The sequence below is a fragment of the Rhodopseudomonas sp. BAL398 genome (genome assembly GCF_033001325.1).
Lineage (GTDB): Bacteria > Pseudomonadota > Alphaproteobacteria > Rhizobiales > Xanthobacteraceae > JARJEH01.
Genome location: NZ_CP133111.1, coordinates 5,944,290 through 5,967,817, shown reverse-complemented (window position 1 = coordinate 5,967,817; position 23,528 = coordinate 5,944,290). Strand labels below are relative to the sequence as shown.

Genomic DNA, 23,528 nt, shown 5'->3' with positions numbered 1-23,528 from the left:
ATATGTCATCGTTTCTTGACAATGGTGGGAGAAAGTCAGTGCGCATTGTTCTCATACATCCAAATTATCATTCTGGTGGCGCCGAAATCGCGGGCAATTGGCCGCCGGCCTGGGCCGCCTATCTGGCGGGCGCGCTGAAGGGCGCCGGGTTCACCGATCTGCATTTCATCGATGCGATGACCGAAGATCTGTCGGAAGAAAAACTCACCGGGATCCTCGCCGAGCTGAAACCGGACGTGGTCGGGACCACCTCGATCACGCCATCGATCTACAAGGCCGAACGCACGCTTGAACTCGCCAAGCAGGTCAATCCCGCTGTCGTCACCGTGCTCGGCGGCGTGCACGCGACCTTCATGTATCAGCAGGTGCTGACCGAAGCGCCCTGGGTCGACGTGATCGTGCGCGGCGAAGGCGAAGAGATCGTCGTCGAACTGTTCCGCGCCATCGAGCAGGGCCAATGGCCCGCCAAGCGCCACGACATCAAGGGCCTCGCCTTCACCGAGACCGCCGCCGACGGCGGCCAGATCGTCGCCACCCAGGCCGCCGCGACGGTCAAGGATCTCGACGGGATCAGCCCGGACTGGAGCATCCTGAAATGGGATATGTACAAATACATCCCGATGAACACCCGGGTCGCGATTCCTAATATGGCGCGCGGCTGCCCGTTCACCTGTTCGTTCTGCTCGCAGTGGAAATTCTGGCGTGACTACCGGGTCCGTGATCCGAAGAAGGTGGTCGACGAGATCCAGGATCTGGTCGAAAACTACCAGGTCGGTTTCTTCATCCTGGCCGACGAAGAACCCACCATCAACCGCAAGAAATTCATCCAGTTCTGCGAGGAACTGATCGCCCGCGGCCTCAACAAGAAAGTGCAGTGGGGCATCAACACCCGGGTCACCGACATTCTGCGCGACGAGCAATTGCTGAAATTCTACAACGAAGCCGGCCTGATGCACGTTTCGCTCGGCACCGAGGCGGCGGCGCAGCTCAAGCTCGACCTGTTCAACAAGGAAACCAAGATCGCCGACAACAAGAAGGCGATCCGGCTGCTGCGCGAGGCGGGCATCGTCTGCGAGGCGCAATTCATCGTCGGCCTCGACAGCGAGACCCCCGAGACGCTGGAAGAAACCTACCGGATGGCGATGGACTGGAAGCCGGATCTCGCCAATTGGTCGATGTATACGCCGTGGCCGTTCACGCCGCTGTTCAAGGAACTCTCCGACAAGGTCGAGGTGTTCGACTTCGACAAGTACAATTTCGTCACCCCGATCATCAAGCCGGCCGCGATGGAGCGCGGCGAATTGCTCGATCGGGTGATGAACAATTATCGCCGCTTCTACATGTACAAAGCGTTCTTCTCCTATCCCTGGTCGGGGACCGGGCGGCGCCGGCGCTATCTGCTCGGATGTCTCAAGGCGTTCCTGAAATCCGGCTTCGAGCGCAAATTCTACGACCTTGGCCGGGTCGGCTATTGGGGGCCGCAGTCGAAGAAGAAGGTCGACTTCCACTTCGACAAGACCCGCACCATCGCCGACGCGCAGATGGCCGGCTGGGAAGCCAATGCCGACCGCTCGCGCAAATCGGCGGCCTCGCAGATGGCGATGGTCTCGGCCTGTGGCGGTGGCTCCGAACAGATGTCGATCGGAACCAATTGCGAAAACGTCAAGGACAAGTTGGAACCGGTGAGCAAGCGGTTGGCGGATACGGCAAATGAAGCAGGCTCCCACACCCACCATTGATGCCGGCGGGGTGCAGGCGATTGGGTCCGCGGCGGCTACGGCCAAGATCGGACCCAACGCCGTCACCCAGCTCATCAATGCCCTGGATGCGGCCGGCTTGCAGCCGGCCGCCGCGGCGATTTTCGCCGAAGCGGGGATCGCCGACTGGCTGAGCGATCCCCCGACCGCCATGGTCGATGAACGGCCGGTGGCCTTGCTGCATCAAACCCTGCGCAAAATGCTGTCGCCGCAGCAATCCGTCGAGATCCTGGCCGACGCCGGCCGACGCACCGCCGATTACATCTTGGCGTTTCGGATTCCCAAACCCGCCCAATTCGTCTTGAAGCTGCTGCCGGCGCCGCTCGCCGCGCGAATGCTGGTGGCGGCGATCCGCGCCCATGCCTGGACTTTTGCCGGTTCGGGGCGGTTTTCCGGCCTGATCGGCAAATCGGTCACCTTCGAGATCGCCGCCAATCCGCTGTGCGCCGGGGAACATTCGGACTCGTTGGTTTGCGTCTGGCACGCCGCCGTGTTTCAAAGGCTGTTCCAGGTGCTGGTGTCGCCGAATACCCGGGTGGTCGAAACAAGTTGCGGAGCGCGTGGCGACGATTGCTGCCGCTTCGTGGCGGACTGGAGGTCGATTCCGGACGCCGCCAATATCTACGCCAGTCGCCGCGCGCGCAGCGCGGCCGGCAGCTCAGAAACTCTGTCCGCGCATTGATCCGCGGGCGTTTTGAAGGACCAAGCGATGTCGTCAGTCCTCGACAAATATGCCAAGAGCTCGGTGCCGCGCTACACCAGCTACCCGACCGCGCCGCACTTCAAGCCCGACCTGTCCGAATCGGTCTATCGCGGCTGGCTGGCGCAGCTCGACGCCGACGAGCCGATCTCGCTGTATCTGCATGTCCCGTTCTGCAAGCAGATGTGCTGGTACTGCGGCTGCAACATGAAGCTGGCCTCGAAATATTCGCCGGTCGCCGACTATGTCGAAAAGCTGATCGCCGAGATCGACCTGATCGCCGACGCGATGCCGGCGCGGATGCCGGTCGGTCATCTGCATTTCGGCGGCGGCACCCCGACGGTGCTCGAGCCCGACGATCTCGGCGCGGTGATGGCGCTGCTCGGCGAACGGTTTCGCTTCATTCCCGGCGCCGAACTGGCGATCGAGAGCGATCCGCGCACGCTGTCCGACGAGATGGTCGACAAGATCGGCCAGCTCGGCTTCACCCGCGCCAGCTTCGGCGTACAGGAATTCGATCCGAAGGTGCAGGCCGCGATCAACCGGATTCAGCCGCCCGACATGGTGGCGCACGCGCTCAAGCGGTTTCGCGCGGTCGGCGTCACGCGGGTCAATTTCGACCTGATCTACGGGCTGCCCTACCAGACCGCGCAAGATCTGCGCCGCACCGTCGAACAATGCGTCGAGATGCGGCCGGACCGCGTCGCGCTGTTCGGCTATGCCCATGTGCCCTGGGTCGCCAAGAACCAGCGGATGATTCCGGATGAGTCGCTGCCGAAGCCGGAGCAGCGCGCCGAACAGGCCGACGCGGCTGCCGAGGCCCTGGTCAAAGGCGGCTATGTGCGGCTCGGGCTTGATCACTTCGCCTTGCCCGGCGACTCGTTGGCGATCGCCGCGACCACCGGCCGGCTGCATCGCAATTTCCAGGGCTACACCAGCGACGCCGCCCGGACCCTGATCGGGATCGGTTCGACATCGATCGGTCGCACGCCGTTGGGCTATGTCCAGAACATCAGCGAGACCGGCGCCTGGTCGCGCGCGGTCACCGCCGGCAAACTGCCGATCGCCCGCGGCCACGCCATGAACGGCCAGGACGATCTGCGCGCCCATGTGATCGAACGGCTGATGTGCGACGGCAAGGTCGACCTTGTCGCCGCCGGACGGGCCCATGGCGATTCGGACGACTGGTACGCGCCCGAACAGGATGCGCTCGACGAGCTGCAACGCGATGGCCTGCTGGTTCGCAACGGCGGGCAAGTGACGCTGACCGCCGACGGCGCGCGGCTGTCGCGCGTGGTGGCCTCGGTGTTCGACACCTATCTGCGCAATTCCTCGGTGCGGCACTCGATCGCCGTGTAGGATCGATCCGCGCCGCGCGCGACGATCGCGCGTAGCGCCGGGCCGCTTAGCGTCGGGCGCGTGTGGCGTCGGCTTCGATGCCGCATCGGTTTTTTTGATGCAGGTCAACCCGGCATCCAGAGCGGAATGCGATACCTCTACTGACGGTAATAAGTAGCTTTCAATCGACTGTCGTTTCGGAAGTCTGCGACCTTTTTACCACAGTTTCTTCAGGCGCTATCGGCGATAGAACGTCGTTAGTAATCGCGCTGAGGCTGCCATGAACCCGATCCATTGAGGTGGACCATGACCAACAAATTGAGAGTGACAGACGAGATGGTCGCCAAGGCCACGGCAGCGTTTCGCGCCAGTGGCGGCGGCGAGGACATTTGCTTCCGCGCCGCGCTGGAAGCCGCTCTTGCCGACGAGACGTTTTCGGTCGGCGACGAGGTGACGGCCCATGGCAGCGTCACCGGCATCATCCTGTCGATCACCGGCGACGAAGCCCTGATCTCGTGGTCCTGCCGCGGCAAATCGACCACGAAGCTGACCGAACTCGATCATACCGACGATCCGCAGTTGGTGTAGGACGTATCGCGGCGAGATCGCAGCGCGCCGCGATTGAGCGGGATCAACGCCGCCGATGGCGGCAACGCCAGCCTAGCGGTTGGAGCGCCCGATCACGTCCATCAGCTCGGCGATCTTCTGGCGCTGATCGGCCTTGTTGCCGCTTGAGATCGCGTGCTCGACGCAATGCGAGACGTGGTCCTTCAGCACCTCTTCCTCGACCCGACGCAGCGCGGCGCGCACCGCCGAGATCTGCGTGACGATGTCGATGCAATAGCGGCCCTCCTCCATCATCTTGGAGATCCCGCGTACCTGCCCTTCAATCCGGCCGAGACGTTTTTGACACGACGCCTTGATGTCATTCTGCATGCGGTTTATATACCCCTACACGGTATGGGTTTCAAGAGGCGGGTGATGTCATGACGGATTCCGAAAACCAAACGGGTTCTCGCGCTACCGCAGGCTGCGGCTGTTCCTCCGGCGCGGATATCGTCCAGGACAAGGCATCCTGTTGTGGCGGCGGCCATGGCGAAACCAAGCATGGCGTCACTCCGGCGCAGGCGGGCAAGGCGATCGATCCGGTCTGCGGCATGAGCGTGGACCCGGCGACCAGCAAGCATCACTTCGAGCATGGCGGTCAGACCTATCATTTCTGCTGCGCCGGCTGCCGGACCAAATTCGCCGCCGATCCCGCCGCCTATCTCAACGAAGCCAAATCCGCACCCGAGCTGCACCAGCTGAGCGAGCTTCCGGCCAAATCATCATGCTGCAGCGGCACGCATGATCATGCGGACCATCACCACGGCGACCCGGCCGCCAAGGCGATCGATCCGGTCTGCGGCATGAGCGTCGATCCGGCGACCAGCGAGCATCGCTTCGAATTCGAAGGCCAGACCTATCATTTCTGCCGCGCCGGCTGCCAAAGCAAATTCGCCGCCGATCCGAAATCCTATCTCGACAAGTCGCAGCCCAAGCCGAAGGACGACGTGCCGGAAGGCACGATCTATACCTGCCCGATGGATCCGCAAATCCGTCAGGTCGGCCCGGGCACCTGCCCGATCTGCGGCATGGCGCTGGAGCCGGATGTGGTGTCGCTCGACGCGCCGCCCAATGCCGAACTCGCCGACATGACGCGGCGGTTCTGGATCGGCCTGGCGCTGGCGCTGCCCGCGGTGGTGCTGGAAATGGGCGGCCATCTGGTCGGCGGTGGCGGCTTGATCGATCCGACCTTGTCGAACTGGATTCAGCTCGGCTTCGCCACCCCGGTCGTGCTGTGGGCCGGCTGGCCGTTCTTCGTGCGCGGCTGGCAGTCGCTGGTGACGCGCAACCTCAACATGTTCACGCTGGTCGCGATGGGCACCGGCGTCGCCTATGTCTACAGCCTGGTCGCGACGCTGGCCCCGCAGCTGTTTCCGCCGGCGTTCCGCAGTCATGGCGGAGCGGTCCCGGTCTATTTCGAAGCCGCGGCCGTCATCACCGTGCTGGTGCTGCTCGGCCAGATGCTGGAGCTGCGCGCCCGCGAGGCGACCTCGGGCGCGATCAAGGCGCTGTTGCAACTGGCGCCGAAGACCGCGCGCCGGATCGACGAAGCCGGCAACGACCACGAGGTCGAGATCGACGCCCTCAAGGTCGGCGACAAATTGCGGGTCCGGCCTGGCGAGAAGGTCCCGGTCGATGGCGTGATCCTCGAGGGCCGCTCCTCGCTCGATGAAACGCTGGTGACCGGGGAATCGATGCCCGTCACCCGCGAGGCTGGCGGCAAGGTGGTGGCCGGCACGATGAACCAATCCGGCGGCTTCGTGATGCGCGCCGACCAGGTCGGACGCGACACCGTGCTCGCCCGGATCGTCCAGATGGTGGCGCAGGCGCAGCGCTCACGGGCGCCGATCCAGCGCGTCGCCGACCGCGTCGCCGGCTGGTTCGTGCCGACCGTGATCCTGGCCGCCTGTGTGGCCTTCGGCGCCTGGGCCGCATTCGGACCGGAGCCGCGGCTGACTTACGCGCTGGTCGCCGCCGTCAGCGTGCTGATCATCGCCTGCCCCTGCGCGCTCGGCCTCGCCACACCGATGTCGATCATGGTCGGCGTCGGCCGCGGCGCCCAGGCCGGCGTGCTGATCAGGAGCGCCGAATCGCTGGAGCGGATGGAGCGGGTCGATACGCTGGTGGTGGACAAGACCGGGACGCTGACCGAAGGCAAACCAAGTGTGGTCTCCATTTTCGCCGCCGATGGTTTTGACGACGCCGAGTTACTGCGCCTCGCCGCCAGCGTCGAGCGCGCCAGCGAGCATCCGCTGGCCGACGCCATCGTCGGCGCCGCCAAGGAGCGCGACATCACCCTGAGCACGGTCGACGATTTCGAATCGCCGAGCGGAAAAGGCGCCAGCGGCAAGGTCGAGGGCCGCGCCCTGGTGATCGGCAATGCCAGTTACCTCGCTTCGCTCGGCATCGACACCCAGACGCTGCAGGCGCAGGCCGAAGCGCTGCGCACCGACGGCGCCACCGTCGTCAGCCTGGCGGTCGACGGGCGGCTCGCCGGCCTGTTCGCGATCGCCGATCCCGTCAAGGCTTCGACCCCGGCGGCGCTGAAGGCGCTGGCCGCGGAAGGCATCAAGGTGATCATGCTGACCGGCGACAACCGCACCACGGCGAACGCGGTGGCGCGGCGATTGGAGATCGCCGATGTTGAAGCCGAGGTGCTGCCCGATCAAAAAAGCGCCGTGGTCGCCAAATTGCGCCAGGCCGGACGCATCGTCGCGATGGCCGGCGACGGCGTCAATGACGCCCCGGCGCTGGCCGCCGCCGACGTCGGCATCGCGATGGGAACAGGGACCGATGTGGCGATGGAAAGCGCCGGCATCACTTTGCTGCAGGGCGATCTCGGCGGCATCGTGCGTGCCCGCAGGCTGTCGCAGGCGACCATGCTCAACATCCGGCAGAATCTGTTCTTCGCCTTTATCTACAACGCCGCCGGGATTCCGATCGCAGCGGGCGTGCTGTATCCGAGCTTCGGCCTGCTGCTGTCGCCGATCATCGCGGCGGCCGCGATGTCGCTGTCGTCGGTCAGCGTGATCGGCAATGCGCTGCGGTTGCGGACAACGGCGCTTTGACGCGCACAGCCCTTTGACGTCGCCTGCGATGGCGACCCGCTGCGCAGGTTTGATTTAGCGCAAAGAATGAGGTGGGTTTGGTACTATCGTGTGCAGAACTATTCCCGCCACAGCCGCAGCCCGTCCTATGGGGCAGTGCAGACGAGGTCGGTCGATGTCCAGAATCATCTCTATGCTGCGAGAAGAGCACCGCAACATTGCGAGACTGCTCGGTGTCCTGGAACAGGAGCTCGGCGTATTCGATCGCCGCGAGCGGCCCGATTACGAGATCTTCCAGGCGATCATTCAATACTTCAAAGAATATCCGGAGAGCTGCCATCACCCGAAGGAGGATGTCGTCTATCAGATCCTCAAGGAACGCAATCGGGCGGTGGCGGGTGCGGTTGGCGACGTCGAGGCCGAGCACGAGATCGAGGGCGAGCGGCTGCGTAAATTCGCCGCTGTGGTCGATCAAGTGCTGGCCGACCAGGAATTGCCGCGGCAGACGTTTCACGAGGCCGCCAAGGACTTCATCGAACACCAACGCCGCCATATGGCGAAGGAAGAACAGTTGTTGTTTCCGGCAGCTCTCGAGACCTTGACGGCCGATGATTGGAAGCGGATCGACTCGCGGATCGACGAACGAAAAGACCCGATGTTCGACGGCGAGACCGCCAGCAAGTTCGAGAATCTCCACAATACGATTCTGCGCTGGGAGAAGGAAACCGAGGAACAGCGCCAGAAGATGGCTGCGCCGCAGGGTTGATCGCGCGCCGCCGGCCGTTGCCGGCCGTAACGTCTATTGGCCGAGACGTCGTTGCACCGTTTTTGAGTCGCAGGTCGGGGTCAGGTGGGCCCGCCGTCATGCTCGGCCCAGCAATCGACCGTCTCGAACACCCGGACACACGACAATTCGGGCAGCGTCGGCTTGACCCGGTCCCAGATCCAGATCGCGATGTTTTCGGCGGTCGGATTGTCCAGGCCTTCGACCTCGTTCAGGCAATAATGGTCGAGCCGCGCCAGCAGCGGCCCGAACGCGGCCTCGATGTCGAAAAAGTCCACCACAAAGCCGGTCTTCGGATCGACGGGCCCCTGCAACTGCAGCTCGACCCGATAGGAATGTCCGTGCATCCGGTGACAGCGATGCGTTTGCGGGACATGGGGCAGCCGGTGAGCGGCTTCGAAGCTGAATGCTTGCGTGATCTTCATCGGATTCCAGTGTTGCGGGCAGACCACCCGGCGAATTAGCCGGTCTGGGGATATGGAGGGCACGCGATCGGCGCCGCCCCCGGCAGAACGTTGAATTAGCCATCAATTCAATGAATTGCGATCCCAAAACGACGGTTCTGCCGAATCTTTTCGGGCCGCCGGCTGGCGCGAGCTGTGCGAGATCGGCCTGGTCAACCTTCGGCAAACCGCCGGACACGACGTCCAAACCGCCACACTGCGGCATCTTCTATTCGGCGACGTCGATGACGATCTTGCCAAATGCGCCTCGGTCCAAATGGTCGAAGGCTGCTGGAAGATCGGCCAGAGAATAGCAAGAATCAACAACAGGGATGATGCGTGTCTGATCGATCGCTCTGACCAAGTTCTCCAGCGCCGTTCTGCTCCCGGTTCCAATGCCGTGAATTGTTATGTCCTTGAGCATCAGTGGCATCGCTGGTGCACTGATGTCCCAGCCGTCGAGCGCGCCGATCTGACAGACATGACCGCCAACCGTCGTGACCTGGATAGATTGCCCGAGATGCTTGCCGCCAATGACCTCCAGGGCGACGTCCACGCCTCGATCCGAAGTCAACTGGTAGACGGTTTCCATCCAGTCGGTGCTTGCGTCGATGAAGTGGTCTGCGCCCTGAGCCTTCGCGCGGCCCTCGTATTCAGGTCGACCGCAGACGATCACTCTTGCGCCGCTAGCTCTTGCGATCTGCATACCGAACAGAGCAACGCCGCCGGTGCTCGGGATGAGGACCGTATCGCCAGCGCGAACGCCCGCCCGCTCGACCAGCGCAAACCAGGCCGTGAGGCCAGCCACCGGGAGTGTGCAAGCCTGCCGGGCGGTGAGTGTCTCAGGTGCCACGACAAACCAGTCTTCCGGCATCGCGACGTATTCGGCCAGCACACCCGGATAAAAACCACCCAAGGTCTGATAGGCGGGCGTTCGGGCGGTACCGGCGCGCAGACCGTCCATCCAGTCTGGCGTTGCCGTCGAGATGACGTTCGATCCCAGCCTGAACCGGGCAGCGCCCTCGCCGAGAGCGACGACTTCTCCGGCAAGGTCCGAGCCGGGCGTGAATGGGAATTGGAGAGGAAGTCCGCGTCCGGTCTCGACGACCATCCTGTCGCGATAATTCAGCGCGACCGCGGTCACTTTTATCAAGACCTCTTTCGGACCAGGTCTCGGCACCTCGACATCGTTCAGTCTGAGATGCTGCCTGCCAATTGCATCAATTTCCCAGCGTTTCATCGTCGCATCTCCGCTCGTTCCAGAAGGCAATTGCGGTCCAATATCGACCGGCCTCCCCATCCGTCGTCGGGCAGAGATATGCAGCATGGCGATTGTGATTGAATATGGTATAAATTCGGCATGTATTATTGCTTCAGGTTGCCATAATGGACGGGGCGGAATTTTCCCAACTGAAGGCCTTCGTCGCAGTCTGCGATGAACTGGCATTTGGACGAGCGGCAAAACGGCTGGCGATGTCGCCTTCGGCGCTGAGCCGCATCGTCCGCGCCTTGGAGAGCCGTCTCGGGATACGCCTGCTTAATCGAACAACGCGCAGTGTCGGGCTGACGGAAGCGGGAAGCATCCTCTACGATCGCATCAAGCCGATGATGATGGGGATGGACGAGGCCGTGTCGGCGGTCGGAGCCTATCAGAGTGAGCCGAAGGGCGTGGTTCGGATCAATCTTCCGAGCATTGCGGCGCAGATTGCGGTCCTGCCCAGACTGCAGCAGTTCCGTCTTGCCTATCCGGAGGTGCGCCTTGATCTTGTGATCGACAACGACATCACGGATGTCGTTGCAGAAGGTTTCGATGCAGGCGTTCGGATTGGCGGGCAAATCAGCCGCGATATGATCGCGGTGCGCATTACGCGCGACTTGCGAATGGCGGTTGTGGGCGCACCCTCTTATTTTGCCAATCGGCAGCTGCCTCAGGCTCCGGTCAACCTGAAGGACCACTTCTGCCTCACCTACAAATGGAAAAGCACTGGAGTCCTGTACCCATGGCGGTTCGAAGGCGCCGATGGTGTCGTCGATGTCGATGTCGAGAACGTCATGACCGTCAACGATACGGAGCTGCTGCTTTCAGCGGCTCGTCAGGGAGTTGGATTGGCCTACCTCATTGAGGACCTGGTCGAACCCTTTGTGGAAAAGAACGAACTCATGCGAGTCCTCGAACCGTTTTGCAAAGTCTTCCCCGGCTTCTACCTCTATTATCCGGAACGCTCTCACATGGCCGCATCTGTTCGGGCATTCATCGACTTTATGAAAGTCAGGGGCTTTTAGACTCGGCCGACGCGAAAGATGATTTCAGCCAGCAACTTGCCGAAGAAGACGCGCATCAAGAGATGCGCGGCTTTCATTGCAGTCACTGCCATCTCTGTCGTAGCGGTCGTATTCATAACGGCCGAACTCGCTTGGCAAATGTGCGATGAATGCAGCGCTTGGGATAACCCGTTGTTAACGACGTTTGATCCGGGCCGATATTCAGAGTCTCCAAACCACTTCGTAGTTTTCCTAATCGTAGAGAGACTCCATTAAGTGCTCTGCCTGCATCGTGAATCAGCTTTGGAGGCATTATGGATCTTGAGAATCCAGAATTCGGACGCGCAGTATGCTCGTCGGGAGCGCGATGTTAAGCGTCCCGACGATATGGGTTGTGCTTGTGCTCAACTTCTCGGCCTTGGGCGTGATCTGGATTCACGTCGTTCGCAGTTATCCAAATCTTGAGGCCGCGCGGTTCTGGTCCGCCGCCGCCTCCGTCCTCGCCCTCGGCGCCGGGCTGGGCCTGCTGCGCGGGGTTGTGAGTTCACCGCTGCCGCTGCTTGGTGGCGGCATATTGGTCACCTTCGCGTGCTGCCTGGAATCGATGGGCGTCAGCCGGTTTTACGGGCGACCGACATCCTGGCTTCCCACCATCCTCATCACCGCCCTGACCGGCTTTGGCTTGGTCTTCTTCGTGGTCGGAATCGACTCGATGCCGATGCGGATCGTGGTCTATTCGTGCGGCCAGATCGTGCCTGTCGCTCTCACGCTCCGGCACGTGCTGTCGCATCAGGGGCGCCGTAATCCGGGCGCGCGGATGGCTGGCACCGTCGCCATCATGATGCTTGGCGTCTACATCATCCGTTCCGTCGCCGCCGTGTCCGGCCTGGCCGGCCAAATATCGATGGTTGATTTCAACAGTTTTCACGCAGCCCTGATCCTGCTGCTGGTGTTCCTGTCAATGGCATGGAATTTCGGCTTCCTGCTGATGGCGATCGACCGGCTGCGCGCCGAGGTGGAGAGCCTGGCTCTGCGCGACGACCTCACCGGCGTCGCCAACCGACGACACTTTCTGCAGCAGCTGTCGGTTCGTTGCCAGATTTCAACGCGAACCGAGCGCCCCTTCGCCCTGCTGGCGATCGACCTCGACGGCTTCAAGAGCGTCAATGACGGTCATGGCCACTCCGCCGGCGACGCATGCCTGCGCGACTTCACGCGCGCAACGCAAAGCCGGCTGCGCGCGGGCGATCTTCTCGCCCGCACCGGAGGCGACGAGTTTTGCGTGGTCATGCCCGACACCAGCTGGCTCGAAGCAACGATCGTCGCCCGGCGAATCCTGGAAGAATGTCGGAACCAGTTCGTCAATAGCGGCGGTTCTACACCAGGAATCACCGCCTCGATCGGCGTCGCGCAATGGACCAAGAAGATGGGTTCGGATCCCGAACCCCTGATCGCCGCGGCCGACGCCGCGCTCTACGCCGCAAAGAACCTCGGCAAGGATCGCTACGCGGTGCACGATTCCACGCCCGATCTTGAGGCGTCGATGCCGCCGCTGCTCAAGACCGCATGATGTGCTAGGCATACCTGATGTCGGCCGGGAAATGCCCCACGCCGATAGAGACTTTCCGACCGATGATGGCTTCCCGGTCCGGGAGTTTGGGCTTGCCAGATGCGGAGATATGAATGTTACGGTTTTTTCCGAAGGATCCGGCGCTTTGCGCCGTCTTCAAAAGCCATACCTACCGATACCATTTGCTGCCGCTCGCGGCCCGTGATGTTCCCCGATTTCTCAAAGAGATCGAAGGCAGGCTCGAGATCACCGGCCTGTCTTTGACCGGAGCGGGAGAACCCGCCGGTTATATCGGCAATTCGGACAACCCGACAGCGAGCCCGATCTACTGGAATCACTGACCGGACAGACAGGACTGCAACCGGCATCATGGTCGCCTCGCGGCATCCGCGTGTTTGGCAGCCGCGTCACGCCCGAAAAACCGCGTTGCCGTGACGCAGACGTAACGCGCGTTCCGTCTTATTTCCCCTTCCACTGCGGCTTGCGCTTGGTCAAAAACGCATCCATGCCCTCGCGGAAATCCTCGCTCATATAGGCGCGCAGGATCAGATCCTCGCCTTCGTCCCGGCTCAGCGTGCGTCGGATCCGCCGCACGGCTTCCTTGGTGACTTCCAGCGTGATCGGCGCATGGCCTGCGATCAACCTGGCGGTTTCGTCGGCGCGGCGCTGCAGGGTGTCGACGTCGGGCACGATCTCGGTGAGCAGCCCCAGAGCAAGTGCTTCGGGGGCCTCGACCAGCCGTGCATTGAAGATCAGATCCTTGGTCCGCGCCGGCCCGATCAACGACACCAGCCGGCTGATATTGGACATCGACAGGCAATTGCCGAGCGTACGCGCGATCGGAAAGCCGATCCGGGCTGCGGCGGTGCCGATCCGGATGTCACAGCACGCCGCGATCCCAGCCCCGCCCCCGGTGCAGGCGCCGGCGATTGCCGCGATGGTCGGCACCCGGCACTGTTCCAGCGCGCCCAGCACCCGGTCGATCCGCGCCTCATAATCGAGCGCATCCTGGGCGGTTTCGAAGGCGCGGAATTGCGAGATATCGGTCCCGGAGGCGAAGGCCTTGTCGCCGGTGCCGGTGAGGATCATCGCCTTGATCGAGCGGTCCTGATTCACCGCCTCGCAGATCGCCGCCATGCGCTCGTACATCGCAAAGGTCAGCGCATTGCGCGCCTGCGGGCGGTTGAAGGTCAGCCGGGCGATGCCATCCTCGACGGCGTAGATCAGGTCTTCGGTGGGAATCGGGGCGTTCATGGCACGCTCTTTCTGTTGGGTAGGTTCTGGTGGCAAGGATCATCGCCGATCCCATGCGGTGGATTGCGCATCGCACTATCAGCTTTTCCGGACCTTGTCGCTCGCATCCCGTTCGGGGTCTTCTCGCCGGCACCGCCCCGGTCTCGTGGACCCGGCGAACGAATTGCAGCGCGTCGAGAATGGTGTAAGTTTGAGCCCAATCAAAGAGCACGGCCAACAATGGCCGGTTCGACGGGAGGAGACCCAAATGCTCGCCAGGATTCTAACGGCGACGGCAATAGTTGCGGCTGCGCTGATGTCGGCGTCGACCGCCTTCGCCCAGCTATCGGACGATGTGGTCAAGATCGGCGTCTTGACCGATATGAACGGACCAGCCTCAACCCCCACCGGCCAAGGCTCAGTCACCGCCGCGCAGATGGCGATCGACGATTTCGGCGGCAAGGTGCTCGGCAAGCCAATCGAGCTGATCGTCGGCGACCATCAGCTCAAGCCGGATATCGGCAGCGCCTTGGCGCGGCGCTGGTACGATGTCGAGCAGGTCGATCTGATCGTCGATGTGCCGGTGTCGGCGGTCGGCCTTGCGGTGCAGAACATCGCCAATGAAAAGAAGCGGCTGTTCATCACCCATTCGACCGGAGCCGCGGATTTTCACGGCAAATTCTGTTCGCCCTATACAATGCAATGGGTATTCGACACCCGCGCGCTGGCGGTCGGCACCGCACAGGAAGTGGTCAAGCGCGGCGGCGACAGCTGGTTCTTCATCACCGACGACTATGCCTTCGGTCTGTCGCTGGAGCGCGATGCCTCCGCGGTGATCATCAAGAACGGCGGCAAGGTGGTTGGCGCCGTCCGCCCGCCCTTCGCGACTCCGGACCTGTCGTCCTTCGTGCTGCAGGCGCAAGCCTCCAAGGCGAAGATCATCGGCATCGCCGCCGGGCCACCGAACAACATGAACGAGATCAAGACCGCCGGCGAATTCGGCGTGATCAAGGGCGGCCAACAGATGGCGGCGCTGCTGGCGCTGATCACCGACATCCACTCGCTCGGCCTGCCGGCCGCGCAGGACCTGCTGCTCACCACCTCGTTCTACTGGGACATGGACGACAAGACCCGCGAATGGTCGAAACGCTATTTCGCCAAGATGAACCGGATGCCGACGATGTGGCAGGCGGGGGTGTATTCCTCGGTGATCGCCTATCTCAATCCGGTCAAGGCGACCGGCACCGATGAGCCGCTGAAGGTCGCAGCCAAGATGCGGGAAAAACCGATCGAGGACTTTTTCTCCCGCAACGGCAGGCTGCGCGAGGACGGGCTGATGGTGCACGATCTGGTGCTGGTCCAGGTGAAGAAGCCGGAGGAGTCCAAATATCCGTGGGACTATTACAAGATCCTCGCCCATATCCCCGGCGATCAGGCGTTTGGGCCGCCCGATCCGGCGTGCAAGCTGGAGACGAAATAGTCCGCGCGATTCCGCCAGGCCGAACGCAAGCGTCCGGCTTGGCGATTTGACGTCCGATAAAGGATTGGTCATGGAATCGGGCGACAATTCGGATTCGTCAGGAGCGAAAATGCAATACCGTCAACTCGGCCGCAGCGGCCTGAAAATCTCTCCGCTGTGTCTCGGAACCATGATGTTCGGCGGCGCCACCGACGAGCCGACATCGGCGCGTATCATCGACAGGGCGCGCGACGCCGGCGTGAATTTTATCGACACCGCCGATGCCTATTCGAGCGGCGGGTCGGAAACCATCGTCGGCCGCGCCATCGCCGCGAACCGGCAGCATTGGGTGCTCGCCACCAAACTCGCCAATCAGATCGGCGACGGACCGAACCGCTCCGGCCTGTCGCGACGCTGGATGATGCAGGCAGCCGAGGATAGCCTGCGGCGGCTCGGCACCGATTATATCGACATCTACTACCTGCATAAGGAAGACCACACCACGCCGCTCGACGAGACGGTGCGGGCGATGGGTGACCTGATCCGGCAAGGCAAGGTGCGCTATTTCGGCCTGTCGAATTTTCGCGCCTGGCGGGTCGCCGAGATCTGCAACATCTGCGACCGGCTCGGCATCGACCGTCCGGTGGTTAGTCAGCCCTATTACAACGCCATGAACCGGATGCCGGAGGTCGAGCACTTTCCGGCCTGCGGTTTTTACGGCCTCGGCATCGTGCCCTATAGTCCGCTGGCGCGCGGCGTACTCACCGGCAAATACGCCCCCGACGCCGCGCCCGACAGGGACAGCCGCGCCGGCCGCAACGATGCGCGGATGATGCAGACCGAATGGCGCCCGGAATCGTTGAAGCTGGCGCAGGAGATCAAGCGCCACGCCGAGTCCGTCGGCGTCACCGCCGGGCAGTTCGCAGTGGCCTGGGTGCTGAACAGTTCAATTGTCAGCGCGGTGATCGCCGGGCCGCGCACCGAGGCGCAATGGGACGATTATCTCAAGGCACTCGACTATCGCTTCACCGCCGAGGACGAGGCGCTGATCGATCGCCTGGTCGCCAGCGGCCATCCGTCGACGCCGGGCTACAACGACCCGGCCTATCCGATCGAAGGACGGCGGCCCAGGACGGCCGAACGCTGACAGCGCCGGCCGCAGGTCAGTCCGCGTTTCGCCTACGGGGGGCATGGCAAGCGGTCATTTGCCATGCGGCGGTGGGCGGAATTGATCGAGCTCATGCCCCAATCTGGAAAGGGCGGGTAACGGTTCGAATCTGCCCTATCGGGCTTTCGGCCTTCTCAAATGGAGCTATTCATGAACGCCCATCATTTTCATGCCGTGGTCTGGATTGATCACAAGGAAGCAAAGATCTTCCATTTCAGCGCCACCGAGGCCGAGCGCGACGTCATTCATCCGGCCCATGCGACCAAACATCTGCAGCACAAGGCCGAGGATCCGCACTACCTCAAGGCCGCGATGGATGCGATCGCGGATGCCGGCGCGGTGCTCATTGTCGGCCCCGCCCATACCAAGACCGATCTCGTGAAATACATCGAGCAACACAATCCGAAGCTCAACAGCGTGATTGCCGGGGTCGAGACCGTCGATCATCCCACGGACGGGCAGATCGTGGCGCTGGCGCGGAAATATTTCCAGGTCACCGACAAGGCCTCGCCGCAGATCGTTTGATCGGCGGCTTTGACAATGGCGCTGGCCGGAGCGAGCCCGGCCAGCGTGTTCGAATTGACGTGCGCGGTGCGAACCGCGAGGCCATTCGCTTGCTCAGAAGCCGCGTCGGCGCCAGCCGCCGCCGCCGACCAGCCGCACGATCAGCAGCAGGATCACGGCACCAAGCGTAGCGTTGATGATGGCCGACACCATGCCGACGCCGAGGTGGATTCCCAATTTGGGAAACAGCCAACTGCCGAAGAAGGCGCCGAGAATTCCGACGATGAGGTCGCCGATCAGCCCGAAGCCGCTGCCGCGCACGATCTTGCCGGCGAGCCAACCGGCGATCAGGCCGACCAGCAGGGTAATCAGAAGTCCTTCGTTCGACATGTGCATCTGGTTCGCTCCGATTGATGAGTGTTGACACGCAGCACTGCGAAAGCGGGCCGGCCATGCGAAGCCACACCTGTGCAAACTGCTGTCTTGATCCGATGGGAATTGCGCGCCCGGTCAATCCTGGCTCGGCGCGGTCGAGGCTTTAACTTCGCCGGCGGAACCCGGTTCCAGCCAAACCGGATTTATCTGGCGATGAAGCGTCAACGCTTCACGGCGCACCGCCCGCCGGGCTGGGCGCGGCGCATGGCCGGCATCTCGGCAAGCCGCATGCATCGCCTGCGACCGGGTGACATCGCGGCGAAAGATCAATTGCGCCGCTGCACGCGCATCGGCAATTTCGCTCCGGCAGCGGAAGTCCGGCTGCCGGGTCAGACCAAGATGCCGCGGGGATACCGATGATTACAGCGCTCCTCGTCGTCGTCACGCTGCTGGTGGCCTTGGCCGCTGCGGCCGCCGCATCATGGCTGCTGACGCGCTGGCTCGAGGCGCGGTTTCCGCCGCGGGGCAGCATCGTCGCCGTCGATGGCGTCCGCATGCATGTGGCCGATCTGGCAGCGGCCAATCCCTTGCCACCCGGTTCGCCGGCCGTGCTGTTGCTGCACGGTGCCAATCTGTGCCTGGAAGACATGCGAATGGCGCTCGGCGACCGCCTGGCGCGGCATTTCCGCGTCATCATCCCCGACCGGCCCGGGCAAGGTTTTAGCGCAGCCGGTCCCGGCGACCTGGCCTCGCCGGCCTATCAGGTGGCGCTGATCCGCGCCCTGATGCGGAGCCTAAAGGCCGGCCCCCTGATCGTGGTCGGACATTCCTTCGGCGGCCTGATCGCGCTGCGCTACGCGCTGGACGATCCGGAGGCCACCCATGGGCTGGTTTTGATCAACCCCACGACCCACCCCAGACCGACCGGCCTGCCCTGGTTCCAGCGCGTGGCCGGTGTCGTGATCGGTCGGCTGGCGACCTATACTATGATACCAATCTTGTCGTGGATGATGATCGGCCGCCTCACGGCCCGGATATTCCGCCCTGAAACACCCCCGAGCTGCTATCCGCAGCGCAGTCACCTCGCTCTGGCGCTGACGCCGCGGCGTTTTCACGCCAGTTTGCGCGAATACTCCGGATTAAGGGACCAATTGAACGCGCACGTGCCGCGCTATGGCGCCATCACTGCTCCGACCACGATTGTCGTCGGCGCGGCCGATCCAGTGGTCCCGCCGTCGATTCATGCCGAGGCCCTGGCCGTGGCGATGCCGCAAGCACGGCTGCTGCGACTGGCCGGCGCCGGCCATATGGCGCACCACGCCCACGCAGAAGCGATCGCCATCGAGATCGAGCGTCTCGCGGGATCTTTAGGCTTGGCTTGTGGTTTGGCCGCTGATGCAGCTCTTTGACGGAAACACGCCCGAAATCAGGCCAAACGGCTGATCTGGTCCTCGGTCACGACGCGCTCGACGTTTTCGGTCTTGCTCTTGATCCGGTAACGCGGTCGGCCATCGGCCTCGATCGGCAGGCAGGTGATGATGGTGTACACGCTGGGCTGTTGAATCCCGGCACGTCCCTGTGGCCCCTGCCGCAGGTGGTGAACATCATCGTCGATTGCATAATTATGCGCCATCGTCTTACTCCTACCAGATGAGGGCTTTTAGTCAGTTGGGGCGCGCAAAGCAATCAAATCCGGCCAGCAAATGGCGCGAAGGCGGCGGAACACCGATCGCGATGTCGTGAAATTGCTGGAAAACGGCTCTTATCAGCAGCCGATCGCAGCGATACGCACCGATTGGCACGCTCGGCAAATACCGACATCACGGGGGCGAGCGGACCGCCATGTGGCAGCCCTGTTGCCGATATCGGCCGATGCCGCCCAATATGACGTCGCTATAGTAAGATGTCGTTTCAAGCCCAAGAACTGGTCCCCGACGCCGCAGTGGCGAATCCAATCTCGTCAATTTGGGCCCGGCCGGCTATTTTGTGATCTGCCATCGGCAGATGGCCGGCATCAGCAGGAGACCCGGGGATGAAGATCATCAAGCTCTTGACGGCAGTGGCAATGCTGTCAGCGGCGATCACCGCGCCCGCCTTGGCCCGAACCAAGCACGCCTCTGGCGCGCACCATCGCGGCCATCATCGCTATTATGACCCCTCGCTTTACTTGCACAATTACGGCCCTCCGGTCTGGCCCGACGCCGTTTTCTCCTATTATGACGGACCGCTCAGCCGGCGCTGCAAGCAAGGCGCCGCCGCCTATCGCGGCCAAGACGGCCGACCGCACCCTTGTCATTAGGTCGAATGGGCTCACTTGGTCGCGATGCCCTTCTCCCTTCTCATCGAGAAGGCGCATTGCTCGACAGCCGAAATCCATCCTTGGGAAATCGCTTTGCTCAATGCGAACTCAAGCGCCACGCATCTCTGCCGCGCGAAGACATCGGCGATTAGTTCACGGTTTGACCGACCAGCCTGAGACTATGAACTAACCACTCGGCGCGACTCGCTTCCGAGAGAGCACGCAGCGGCGCAGCCAATTTCAACACGGTGCAAACGTTTCAAAGTCGACAACATTCACCGAGAACCTCTGCCACGTTGCGGGATCGAGCAAATGGGCCTATAAGGCGGCCATCACATCATCGCCGTCACAGATGGCCTGCAAATACCACACGGCAAGGAATCCATTTTGAATATCGAAATCGCACACCAAGACCAGAGCAAATCCGTCATCAATCGCATCAACGAAAACAAAGCGGTTTTCGACGACATTTATTTGGAGAGCGATCCGAGGGCGTATTTCTCGGTTCTGGGTGCGCTTGATTATATGATTCCTGATGTCGCAGAACCGGTGATCCGCCAGATCCTTGCGGCCAGAGCGGCGATGCGCGGCGATGCAACAAACGTTCTCGACATCGGCTGTTCCTATGGCATCAACGCAGCGGTGCATCGCTTTCCCGTTAATTTTGCCAGCTTGATGCAGCGTTATGCCCGGCGCGAAATGATGGAAGTGCCGCCGGAAGAGATGATGCGCCTCGACCGCAGCTTCTTCGCAAGCTGGCCGGATATCGGTCTGGCAAAATTCATCGGCGTCGACATCTCCGAACGCGCGATCCGCTATGCCAACGAGGTTGGGCTTCACAGCGGCGGAATCGCGGTTAATCTCGAGGCCAACAAACTGTCGAAGCAAGATGCCGCGGTGATTGCGCCGGCAAACGTTCTTCTCTCCACGGGCAGCGTCGGTTACGTGACCGATCGCACCTATCGAAGCCTGCTCGACTCGATTCCCGGCGAGCCCTGGATCATTTCTTTTGTGTTGCGCATGTTTCCCTATGACGGCTTCATCAAGGCCTTCAACGAACGCGGCATGGTGACCGAGAAGCTGGCCGGAACGACATTCGTGCAGCGCCGCTTCCGCGATGCGGAAGAGTTCGAACGCACCCTCGCGGCTTTGGCGAAGCGCGGCATCGATACCAATGGGGTCGAGGCCGACGGCCTGTTTCAAGCCGAGCTGTTCTTGTCGCGTCCCGCGGCGGATGCCAAGGCGATGCCGCTCGACGAGATCGTCTCCGTGGCCAGCGGGCGATTCAGTTCGTTCGGCGCGCGCTACGTTCGCGTCGAGCAACAAGGTAGCCAACGCACCGCGATGGAAGCTTGAGGATGTCGGCCGACGCCGCGTCGCTTGCTGGCGACGCGGCTCCGATCATTGCGCTCCGCGACGTATCGAAGCTGTTTGACAACGGTCAGCGATACGCCATTCGTGACATCAACCTCAATGTCTCCGCCGGAAGTTTCGTCGCCGTCGTCGGTGGGTCGGGATCCGGCAAGACGACGCTGCTCAAGACCATTAACCGGCTGATCGAGCCCGAGAGCGGAACGGTGACCGTGGAGGGGCTAAGCACCGGTGACCTGCCCGCCCATGAGTTACGTCGCCGCATCGGCTACGTCTTCCAGGGCATCGGTCTTTTCCCGCACATGACGGTGGCCGAAAATATCGGCATCACCCCCAGCCTGCTGAAATGGAATCGCGCCGACATCGCCGCGCGTGTGACGGAGCTGCTCGACCTCGTGGAGTTGCCGGCGGATTTCGGACAGCGCATGCCCGACGCTCTGTCCGGCGGTCAGCGGCAACGGGTCGGCGTCGCCCGCGCGCTTGCTGCGCGTCCAGGCATCATGCTGATGGACGAGCCGTTCGGCGCGCTCGATCCGATCACCCGCGACACCATCGGCATCGCCTATCGACGGCTTCACGACGTTCTCGGATTGACCAGCCTGATGGTGACCCATGACGTCTTGGAGGCCATTTTGCTGGCCGATCGAATCGTCGTGGTGCGCGATGGCGCCATCGTCGCCGACGGCACGCCGCATGCGTTGCTCAGCAATCCTCCGGACGACGACGTGCGAACACTCATGGACATGCCGGCGCGACAAGCCGAGCGCGTGCGGCTGCTTCTGGCCGACGAACCGGATCGCGGGCACTAGCAATGGACGACACGCTGACCAACGCGCTTCGCGTACTGCCGGACTATCTCGGACATCATGTTCTGTTGAGCGCGGCCTCGCTCGGACTCGGATTCGCCATCAGCTTTCCGCTCGCCTTGGGCGCGAGCCGCAACGCCCGCCTGCGCTGGTTCGCGCTGACCTTCGTCAGCCTGGTTCAGACCGTTCCCGGACTGGCCCTGATGGCGCTGTTCTATCCGTTGCTGCTGGCGCTGGCGGCACTGTCCGAAACCCTGTTCGGCCGGGGCTTTTCCGCGTTCGGCTTTCTGCCCGCTTTGATCGCGCTCACGCTATATTCGATGTTGCCGATCACCCGCAATATTGTCACCGGAATAGCCCAGCTCGACCCGGCGCTTGTCGAGGCGGCGCGCGGCGTCGGCATGACCAGCTCGCAGCGCTTGATCCGCGTGGAATTGCCGCTGATCGCGCCGGTGATGATGGCGGGCATCCGCACCGCCGCGGTCTGGGTGATCGGCACCGCGACGCTGGCCACCCCGGTCGGCCAGACCAGCCTCGGCAACTACATCTTCTCCGGTCTGCAGACCGAGAACTGGGTCCGCGTGCTGTTCGGCTGCGGCGTATCGGCCGCGCTGGCGCTGACTGTCGACCAATTGCTGGGCCTGATCGAAAGCGGCGTCGCGACGCGCCGGCGCTGGCGCATCGTCGCGGGCGCCACCGGATTGCTGCTGGGAATCGGACTGGCCGGCGCCGCCACCATGAGCACGGCGAAGCCCGACTACACGATCGGCGCCAAGAGCTTTTCCGAGCAATATATCCTCGCATCCTTGATCGGCCAGCGGCTCGAGGCACGCGGCAGCACGGTGATGCAGCACAGCGGGCTTGGCTCCGCGGTGATCTTTCGCGCGCTGAGCGAGAACGACATCGACGTCTATGTCGACTACACCGGAACGATCTGGACCAATGTCATGGGCCGGAAAGATCAGCCGCCGCGCGAGGTGATGCTCCAGGAAATCACCAAATGGCTGAAGCGCGAATATGGCGTGACGGTCGTCGGCAGCCTCGGATTCGAAAACGCCTATGCGATGGCGATGCGGCGCGATCGCGCCAAATCGATGGGCATCACCTCGATCGCCGATCTGGCGCGGTACGCACCGCAACTCAGCCTCGGCATCGATTTCGAATTTCTGGCGCGGCCGGAATGGCGCGCGCTGCGCGACGGCTACGGCCTGAAATTCGCCAGCAGCCGCGAATTTCAGTCGACCTTCATGTATCGCGCGGTGGTGACCGGCGAAGTCGACGTGATCTCCGCCTTTTCCAGCGATGGCCGCATCGAAGCCGACAAGCTGCTGGTGCTCGACGATCCCAAAGCGAAGATTCCACCCTATGACGCAATCGTCATGATCGCGCCCGGCCGGGCGAACGACGACGAACTGACGGCCGCACTCAAGCCTTTGATCGGCAATATATCCGTCGAGATGATGCGCAAGGCCAATTTCATGGTCGACCGGCCCAACGCCGCCCTCACCCCGCACGCCGCCGCCCACTGGCTCGACCGCCAGGTGCGGCAACATGAAACGGGCGCCGCCGCCGCCGCGAAATAGCGCCGCGCCTCAGGGCCACGAACCCGTCTTTAAACCGGTGGGGGCCGCCCTGGCCGCCGCCCTATTTAGCCGCTTTTCTTCGGGTTTTCCGGCCTTATCCAAATGCTGATTCGACGAATATCAACATAGCTTGGTGGAATACGCTGTCCCACTTCATCCTGCCCGACCTCGTGGGCTCATGCGCGCCAGCATTTGCCCCCTGCAGGCAGCCTTGGACCAATCT

The 23,528-nt window shown here is 62.6% G+C and carries 24 protein-coding genes; 18 read left to right on the top strand and 6 right to left on the bottom strand.

The window, feature by feature from the left end:
• The first annotated feature begins 38 nt into the window (after positions 1-38).
• The 4 genes from bchE to RBJ75_RS28065 all read left to right on the top strand — a co-directional run bounded on the left by bchE (position 39) and on the right by RBJ75_RS28065 (position 4,383).
• Positions 39-1,739: a magnesium-protoporphyrin IX monomethyl ester anaerobic oxidative cyclase gene (gene bchE / locus RBJ75_RS28080; protein ID WP_044414417.1), complete on the top strand. Its 1,701-nt coding sequence runs from the start codon at positions 39-41 to the stop codon at positions 1,737-1,739.
• Positions 1,711-2,439 (top strand): bacteriochlorophyll 4-vinyl reductase, encoded by a 729-nt coding sequence (gene bchJ / locus RBJ75_RS28075; protein ID WP_044414419.1) that lies wholly within the window; start codon positions 1,711-1,713, stop codon positions 2,437-2,439. The genes bchE and bchJ overlap by 29 nt, the downstream gene beginning before the upstream one ends.
• A 27-nt stretch (positions 2,440-2,466) precedes the next feature.
• A complete protein-coding gene (gene hemN, locus RBJ75_RS28070) occupies positions 2,467-3,816 on the top strand; it encodes an oxygen-independent coproporphyrinogen III oxidase (RefSeq protein ID WP_044414426.1) in 1,350 nt (449 codons plus the stop codon).
• Positions 3,817-4,101: 285 nt separating this feature from the next.
• Complete coding sequence (locus RBJ75_RS28065) at positions 4,102-4,383, top strand: hypothetical protein (RefSeq protein WP_044414421.1); 282 nt, start codon at positions 4,102-4,104, stop codon at positions 4,381-4,383.
• Between the two features lie 72 nt (positions 4,384-4,455).
• Here RBJ75_RS28065 and RBJ75_RS28060 read toward each other — a convergent pair whose 3' ends face one another.
• Complete coding sequence (locus RBJ75_RS28060) at positions 4,456-4,731, bottom strand: metal-sensitive transcriptional regulator (protein WP_044414423.1); 276 nt, start codon at positions 4,729-4,731, stop codon at positions 4,456-4,458.
• Positions 4,732-4,952: 221 nt separating this feature from the next.
• Between RBJ75_RS28060 and RBJ75_RS28055 the strand changes: the two genes are divergently transcribed.
• Both RBJ75_RS28055 and RBJ75_RS28050 read left to right on the top strand, forming a co-directional pair.
• Positions 4,953-7,469: a heavy metal translocating P-type ATPase gene (locus RBJ75_RS28055; RefSeq protein ID WP_411194535.1), complete on the top strand. Its 2,517-nt coding sequence runs from the start codon at positions 4,953-4,955 to the stop codon at positions 7,467-7,469.
• 154 nt (positions 7,470-7,623) lie between these two features.
• Positions 7,624-8,214, top strand: coding sequence for a hemerythrin domain-containing protein (locus RBJ75_RS28050; RefSeq protein ID WP_044405880.1), 591 nt, complete (start codon positions 7,624-7,626; stop codon positions 8,212-8,214).
• Between the two features lie 80 nt (positions 8,215-8,294).
• On the opposite strand, the gene queD is transcribed toward RBJ75_RS28050, so the two are convergent.
• The gene (queD, locus tag RBJ75_RS28045) at positions 8,295-8,657 is read right to left on the bottom strand and encodes a 6-carboxytetrahydropterin synthase QueD (RefSeq protein WP_044405882.1); all 363 of its coding nucleotides are present in this window, start codon (positions 8,655-8,657) and stop codon (positions 8,295-8,297) included.
• A 247-nt stretch (positions 8,658-8,904) separates the two neighbouring features.
• The gene (locus RBJ75_RS28040; RefSeq protein WP_152647591.1) at positions 8,905-9,915 is read right to left on the bottom strand and encodes a zinc-dependent alcohol dehydrogenase family protein; all 1,011 of its coding nucleotides are present in this window, start codon (positions 9,913-9,915) and stop codon (positions 8,905-8,907) included.
• 146 nt (positions 9,916-10,061) lie between these two features.
• Here RBJ75_RS28040 and RBJ75_RS28035 point away from each other — a divergent pair, with 146 nt between their 5' ends.
• The 3 genes from RBJ75_RS28035 to RBJ75_RS28025 all read left to right on the top strand — a co-directional run bounded on the left by RBJ75_RS28035 (position 10,062) and on the right by RBJ75_RS28025 (position 12,848).
• Positions 10,062-10,958, top strand: a complete 897-nt coding sequence (locus tag RBJ75_RS28035) for a LysR family transcriptional regulator (RefSeq protein WP_044405936.1) — start codon at positions 10,062-10,064, stop codon at positions 10,956-10,958.
• Between the two features lie 346 nt (positions 10,959-11,304).
• Positions 11,305-12,507 (top strand): GGDEF domain-containing protein, encoded by a 1,203-nt coding sequence (locus RBJ75_RS28030; RefSeq protein WP_044405938.1) that lies wholly within the window; start codon positions 11,305-11,307, stop codon positions 12,505-12,507.
• A gap of 113 nt (positions 12,508-12,620) precedes the next feature.
• A complete protein-coding gene (locus RBJ75_RS28025; protein ID WP_044405884.1) occupies positions 12,621-12,848 on the top strand; it encodes a hypothetical protein in 228 nt (75 codons plus the stop codon).
• Positions 12,849-12,966: 118 nt separating this feature from the next.
• Here RBJ75_RS28025 and RBJ75_RS28020 read toward each other — a convergent pair whose 3' ends face one another.
• On the bottom strand, positions 12,967-13,761 hold the full coding sequence (locus tag RBJ75_RS28020) for an enoyl-CoA hydratase/isomerase family protein (RefSeq protein WP_044405885.1): 795 nt from the start codon (positions 13,759-13,761) through the stop codon (positions 12,967-12,969).
• Positions 13,762-14,008: 247 nt separating this feature from the next.
• On the opposite strand from RBJ75_RS28020, the gene RBJ75_RS28015 reads away from it, so the two are divergent.
• The 3 genes from RBJ75_RS28015 to RBJ75_RS28005 all read left to right on the top strand — a co-directional run bounded on the left by RBJ75_RS28015 (position 14,009) and on the right by RBJ75_RS28005 (position 16,892).
• A complete protein-coding gene (locus RBJ75_RS28015; protein WP_044405887.1) occupies positions 14,009-15,220 on the top strand; it encodes an ABC transporter substrate-binding protein in 1,212 nt (403 codons plus the stop codon).
• Positions 15,221-15,329: 109 nt separating this feature from the next.
• Positions 15,330-16,346, top strand: coding sequence for an aldo/keto reductase (locus RBJ75_RS28010; protein ID WP_044405940.1), 1,017 nt, complete (start codon positions 15,330-15,332; stop codon positions 16,344-16,346).
• 171 nt (positions 16,347-16,517) lie between these two features.
• Positions 16,518-16,892: a hypothetical protein gene (locus tag RBJ75_RS28005; RefSeq protein ID WP_044405942.1), complete on the top strand. Its 375-nt coding sequence runs from the start codon at positions 16,518-16,520 to the stop codon at positions 16,890-16,892.
• A gap of 93 nt (positions 16,893-16,985) precedes the next feature.
• Here RBJ75_RS28005 and RBJ75_RS28000 read toward each other — a convergent pair whose 3' ends face one another.
• The gene (locus tag RBJ75_RS28000) at positions 16,986-17,267 is read right to left on the bottom strand and encodes a GlsB/YeaQ/YmgE family stress response membrane protein (RefSeq protein ID WP_044405889.1); all 282 of its coding nucleotides are present in this window, start codon (positions 17,265-17,267) and stop codon (positions 16,986-16,988) included.
• An 87-nt stretch (positions 17,268-17,354) separates the two neighbouring features.
• On the opposite strand from RBJ75_RS28000, the gene RBJ75_RS27995 reads away from it, so the two are divergent.
• Both RBJ75_RS27995 and RBJ75_RS27990 read left to right on the top strand, forming a co-directional pair.
• Entirely contained in the window at positions 17,355-17,666 is a 312-nt protein-coding gene (locus RBJ75_RS27995; protein WP_152647592.1) for a hypothetical protein, read from the top strand.
• Positions 17,663-18,655: an alpha/beta fold hydrolase gene (locus RBJ75_RS27990; protein WP_044405892.1), complete on the top strand. Its 993-nt coding sequence runs from the start codon at positions 17,663-17,665 to the stop codon at positions 18,653-18,655. The genes RBJ75_RS27995 and RBJ75_RS27990 overlap by 4 nt, the downstream gene beginning before the upstream one ends.
• Positions 18,656-18,672: 17 nt before the next feature.
• Here RBJ75_RS27990 and RBJ75_RS27985 read toward each other — a convergent pair whose 3' ends face one another.
• On the bottom strand, positions 18,673-18,879 hold the full coding sequence (locus RBJ75_RS27985) for a hypothetical protein (protein ID WP_044405894.1): 207 nt from the start codon (positions 18,877-18,879) through the stop codon (positions 18,673-18,675).
• A gap of 399 nt (positions 18,880-19,278) precedes the next feature.
• Here RBJ75_RS27985 and RBJ75_RS27980 point away from each other — a divergent pair, with 399 nt between their 5' ends.
• The 4 genes from RBJ75_RS27980 (at position 19,279) to RBJ75_RS27965 (ending at position 23,305) form a co-directional block, all read left to right on the top strand.
• Entirely contained in the window at positions 19,279-19,545 is a 267-nt protein-coding gene (locus tag RBJ75_RS27980; RefSeq protein ID WP_044405896.1) for a hypothetical protein, read from the top strand.
• A gap of 393 nt (positions 19,546-19,938) precedes the next feature.
• Positions 19,939-20,901, top strand: a complete 963-nt coding sequence (locus tag RBJ75_RS27975; RefSeq protein WP_234707314.1) for a class I SAM-dependent methyltransferase — start codon at positions 19,939-19,941, stop codon at positions 20,899-20,901.
• Between the two features lie 2 nt (positions 20,902-20,903).
• Positions 20,904-21,725, top strand: a complete 822-nt coding sequence (locus RBJ75_RS27970) for an ABC transporter ATP-binding protein (protein ID WP_044405898.1) — start codon at positions 20,904-20,906, stop codon at positions 21,723-21,725.
• A 2-nt stretch (positions 21,726-21,727) separates the two neighbouring features.
• A complete protein-coding gene (locus RBJ75_RS27965; RefSeq protein ID WP_044405900.1) occupies positions 21,728-23,305 on the top strand; it encodes an ABC transporter permease/substrate-binding protein in 1,578 nt (525 codons plus the stop codon).
• Positions 23,306-23,528: the final 223 nt, after the last annotated feature.

Coding starts and splice junctions, on each gene's coding strand:
- bchJ (WP_044414419.1), top strand. CDS start 1,711: ATGAAGCAGGCTCCCACACCCACCATTGATGCCGGCGGGGTGCAGGCG.
- hemN (WP_044414426.1), top strand. CDS start 2,467: ATGTCGTCAGTCCTCGACAAATATGCCAAGAGCTCGGTGCCGCGCTAC.
- RBJ75_RS28065 (WP_044414421.1), top strand. CDS start 4,102: ATGACCAACAAATTGAGAGTGACAGACGAGATGGTCGCCAAGGCCACG.
- RBJ75_RS28060 (WP_044414423.1), bottom strand. CDS start 4,731: ATGCAGAATGACATCAAGGCGTCGTGTCAAAAACGTCTCGGCCGGATT.
- RBJ75_RS28055 (WP_411194535.1), top strand. CDS start 4,953: ATGAGCGTGGACCCGGCGACCAGCAAGCATCACTTCGAGCATGGCGGT.
- RBJ75_RS28050 (WP_044405880.1), top strand. CDS start 7,624: ATGTCCAGAATCATCTCTATGCTGCGAGAAGAGCACCGCAACATTGCG.
- queD (WP_044405882.1), bottom strand. CDS start 8,657: ATGAAGATCACGCAAGCATTCAGCTTCGAAGCCGCTCACCGGCTGCCC.
- RBJ75_RS28040 (WP_152647591.1), bottom strand. CDS start 9,915: ATGAAACGCTGGGAAATTGATGCAATTGGCAGGCAGCATCTCAGACTG.
- RBJ75_RS28035 (WP_044405936.1), top strand. CDS start 10,062: ATGGACGGGGCGGAATTTTCCCAACTGAAGGCCTTCGTCGCAGTCTGC.
- RBJ75_RS28030 (WP_044405938.1), top strand. CDS start 11,305: ATGTTAAGCGTCCCGACGATATGGGTTGTGCTTGTGCTCAACTTCTCG.
- RBJ75_RS28025 (WP_044405884.1), top strand. CDS start 12,621: ATGTTACGGTTTTTTCCGAAGGATCCGGCGCTTTGCGCCGTCTTCAAA.
- RBJ75_RS28020 (WP_044405885.1), bottom strand. CDS start 13,761: ATGAACGCCCCGATTCCCACCGAAGACCTGATCTACGCCGTCGAGGAT.
- RBJ75_RS28015 (WP_044405887.1), top strand. CDS start 14,009: ATGCTCGCCAGGATTCTAACGGCGACGGCAATAGTTGCGGCTGCGCTG.
- RBJ75_RS28010 (WP_044405940.1), top strand. CDS start 15,330: ATGCAATACCGTCAACTCGGCCGCAGCGGCCTGAAAATCTCTCCGCTG.
- RBJ75_RS28005 (WP_044405942.1), top strand. CDS start 16,518: ATGAACGCCCATCATTTTCATGCCGTGGTCTGGATTGATCACAAGGAA.
- RBJ75_RS28000 (WP_044405889.1), bottom strand. CDS start 17,267: ATGCACATGTCGAACGAAGGACTTCTGATTACCCTGCTGGTCGGCCTG.
- RBJ75_RS27990 (WP_044405892.1), top strand. CDS start 17,663: ATGATTACAGCGCTCCTCGTCGTCGTCACGCTGCTGGTGGCCTTGGCC.
- RBJ75_RS27985 (WP_044405894.1), bottom strand. CDS start 18,879: ATGGCGCATAATTATGCAATCGACGATGATGTTCACCACCTGCGGCAG.
- RBJ75_RS27980 (WP_044405896.1), top strand. CDS start 19,279: ATGAAGATCATCAAGCTCTTGACGGCAGTGGCAATGCTGTCAGCGGCG.
- RBJ75_RS27970 (WP_044405898.1), top strand. CDS start 20,904: ATGTCGGCCGACGCCGCGTCGCTTGCTGGCGACGCGGCTCCGATCATT.
- RBJ75_RS27965 (WP_044405900.1), top strand. CDS start 21,728: ATGGACGACACGCTGACCAACGCGCTTCGCGTACTGCCGGACTATCTC.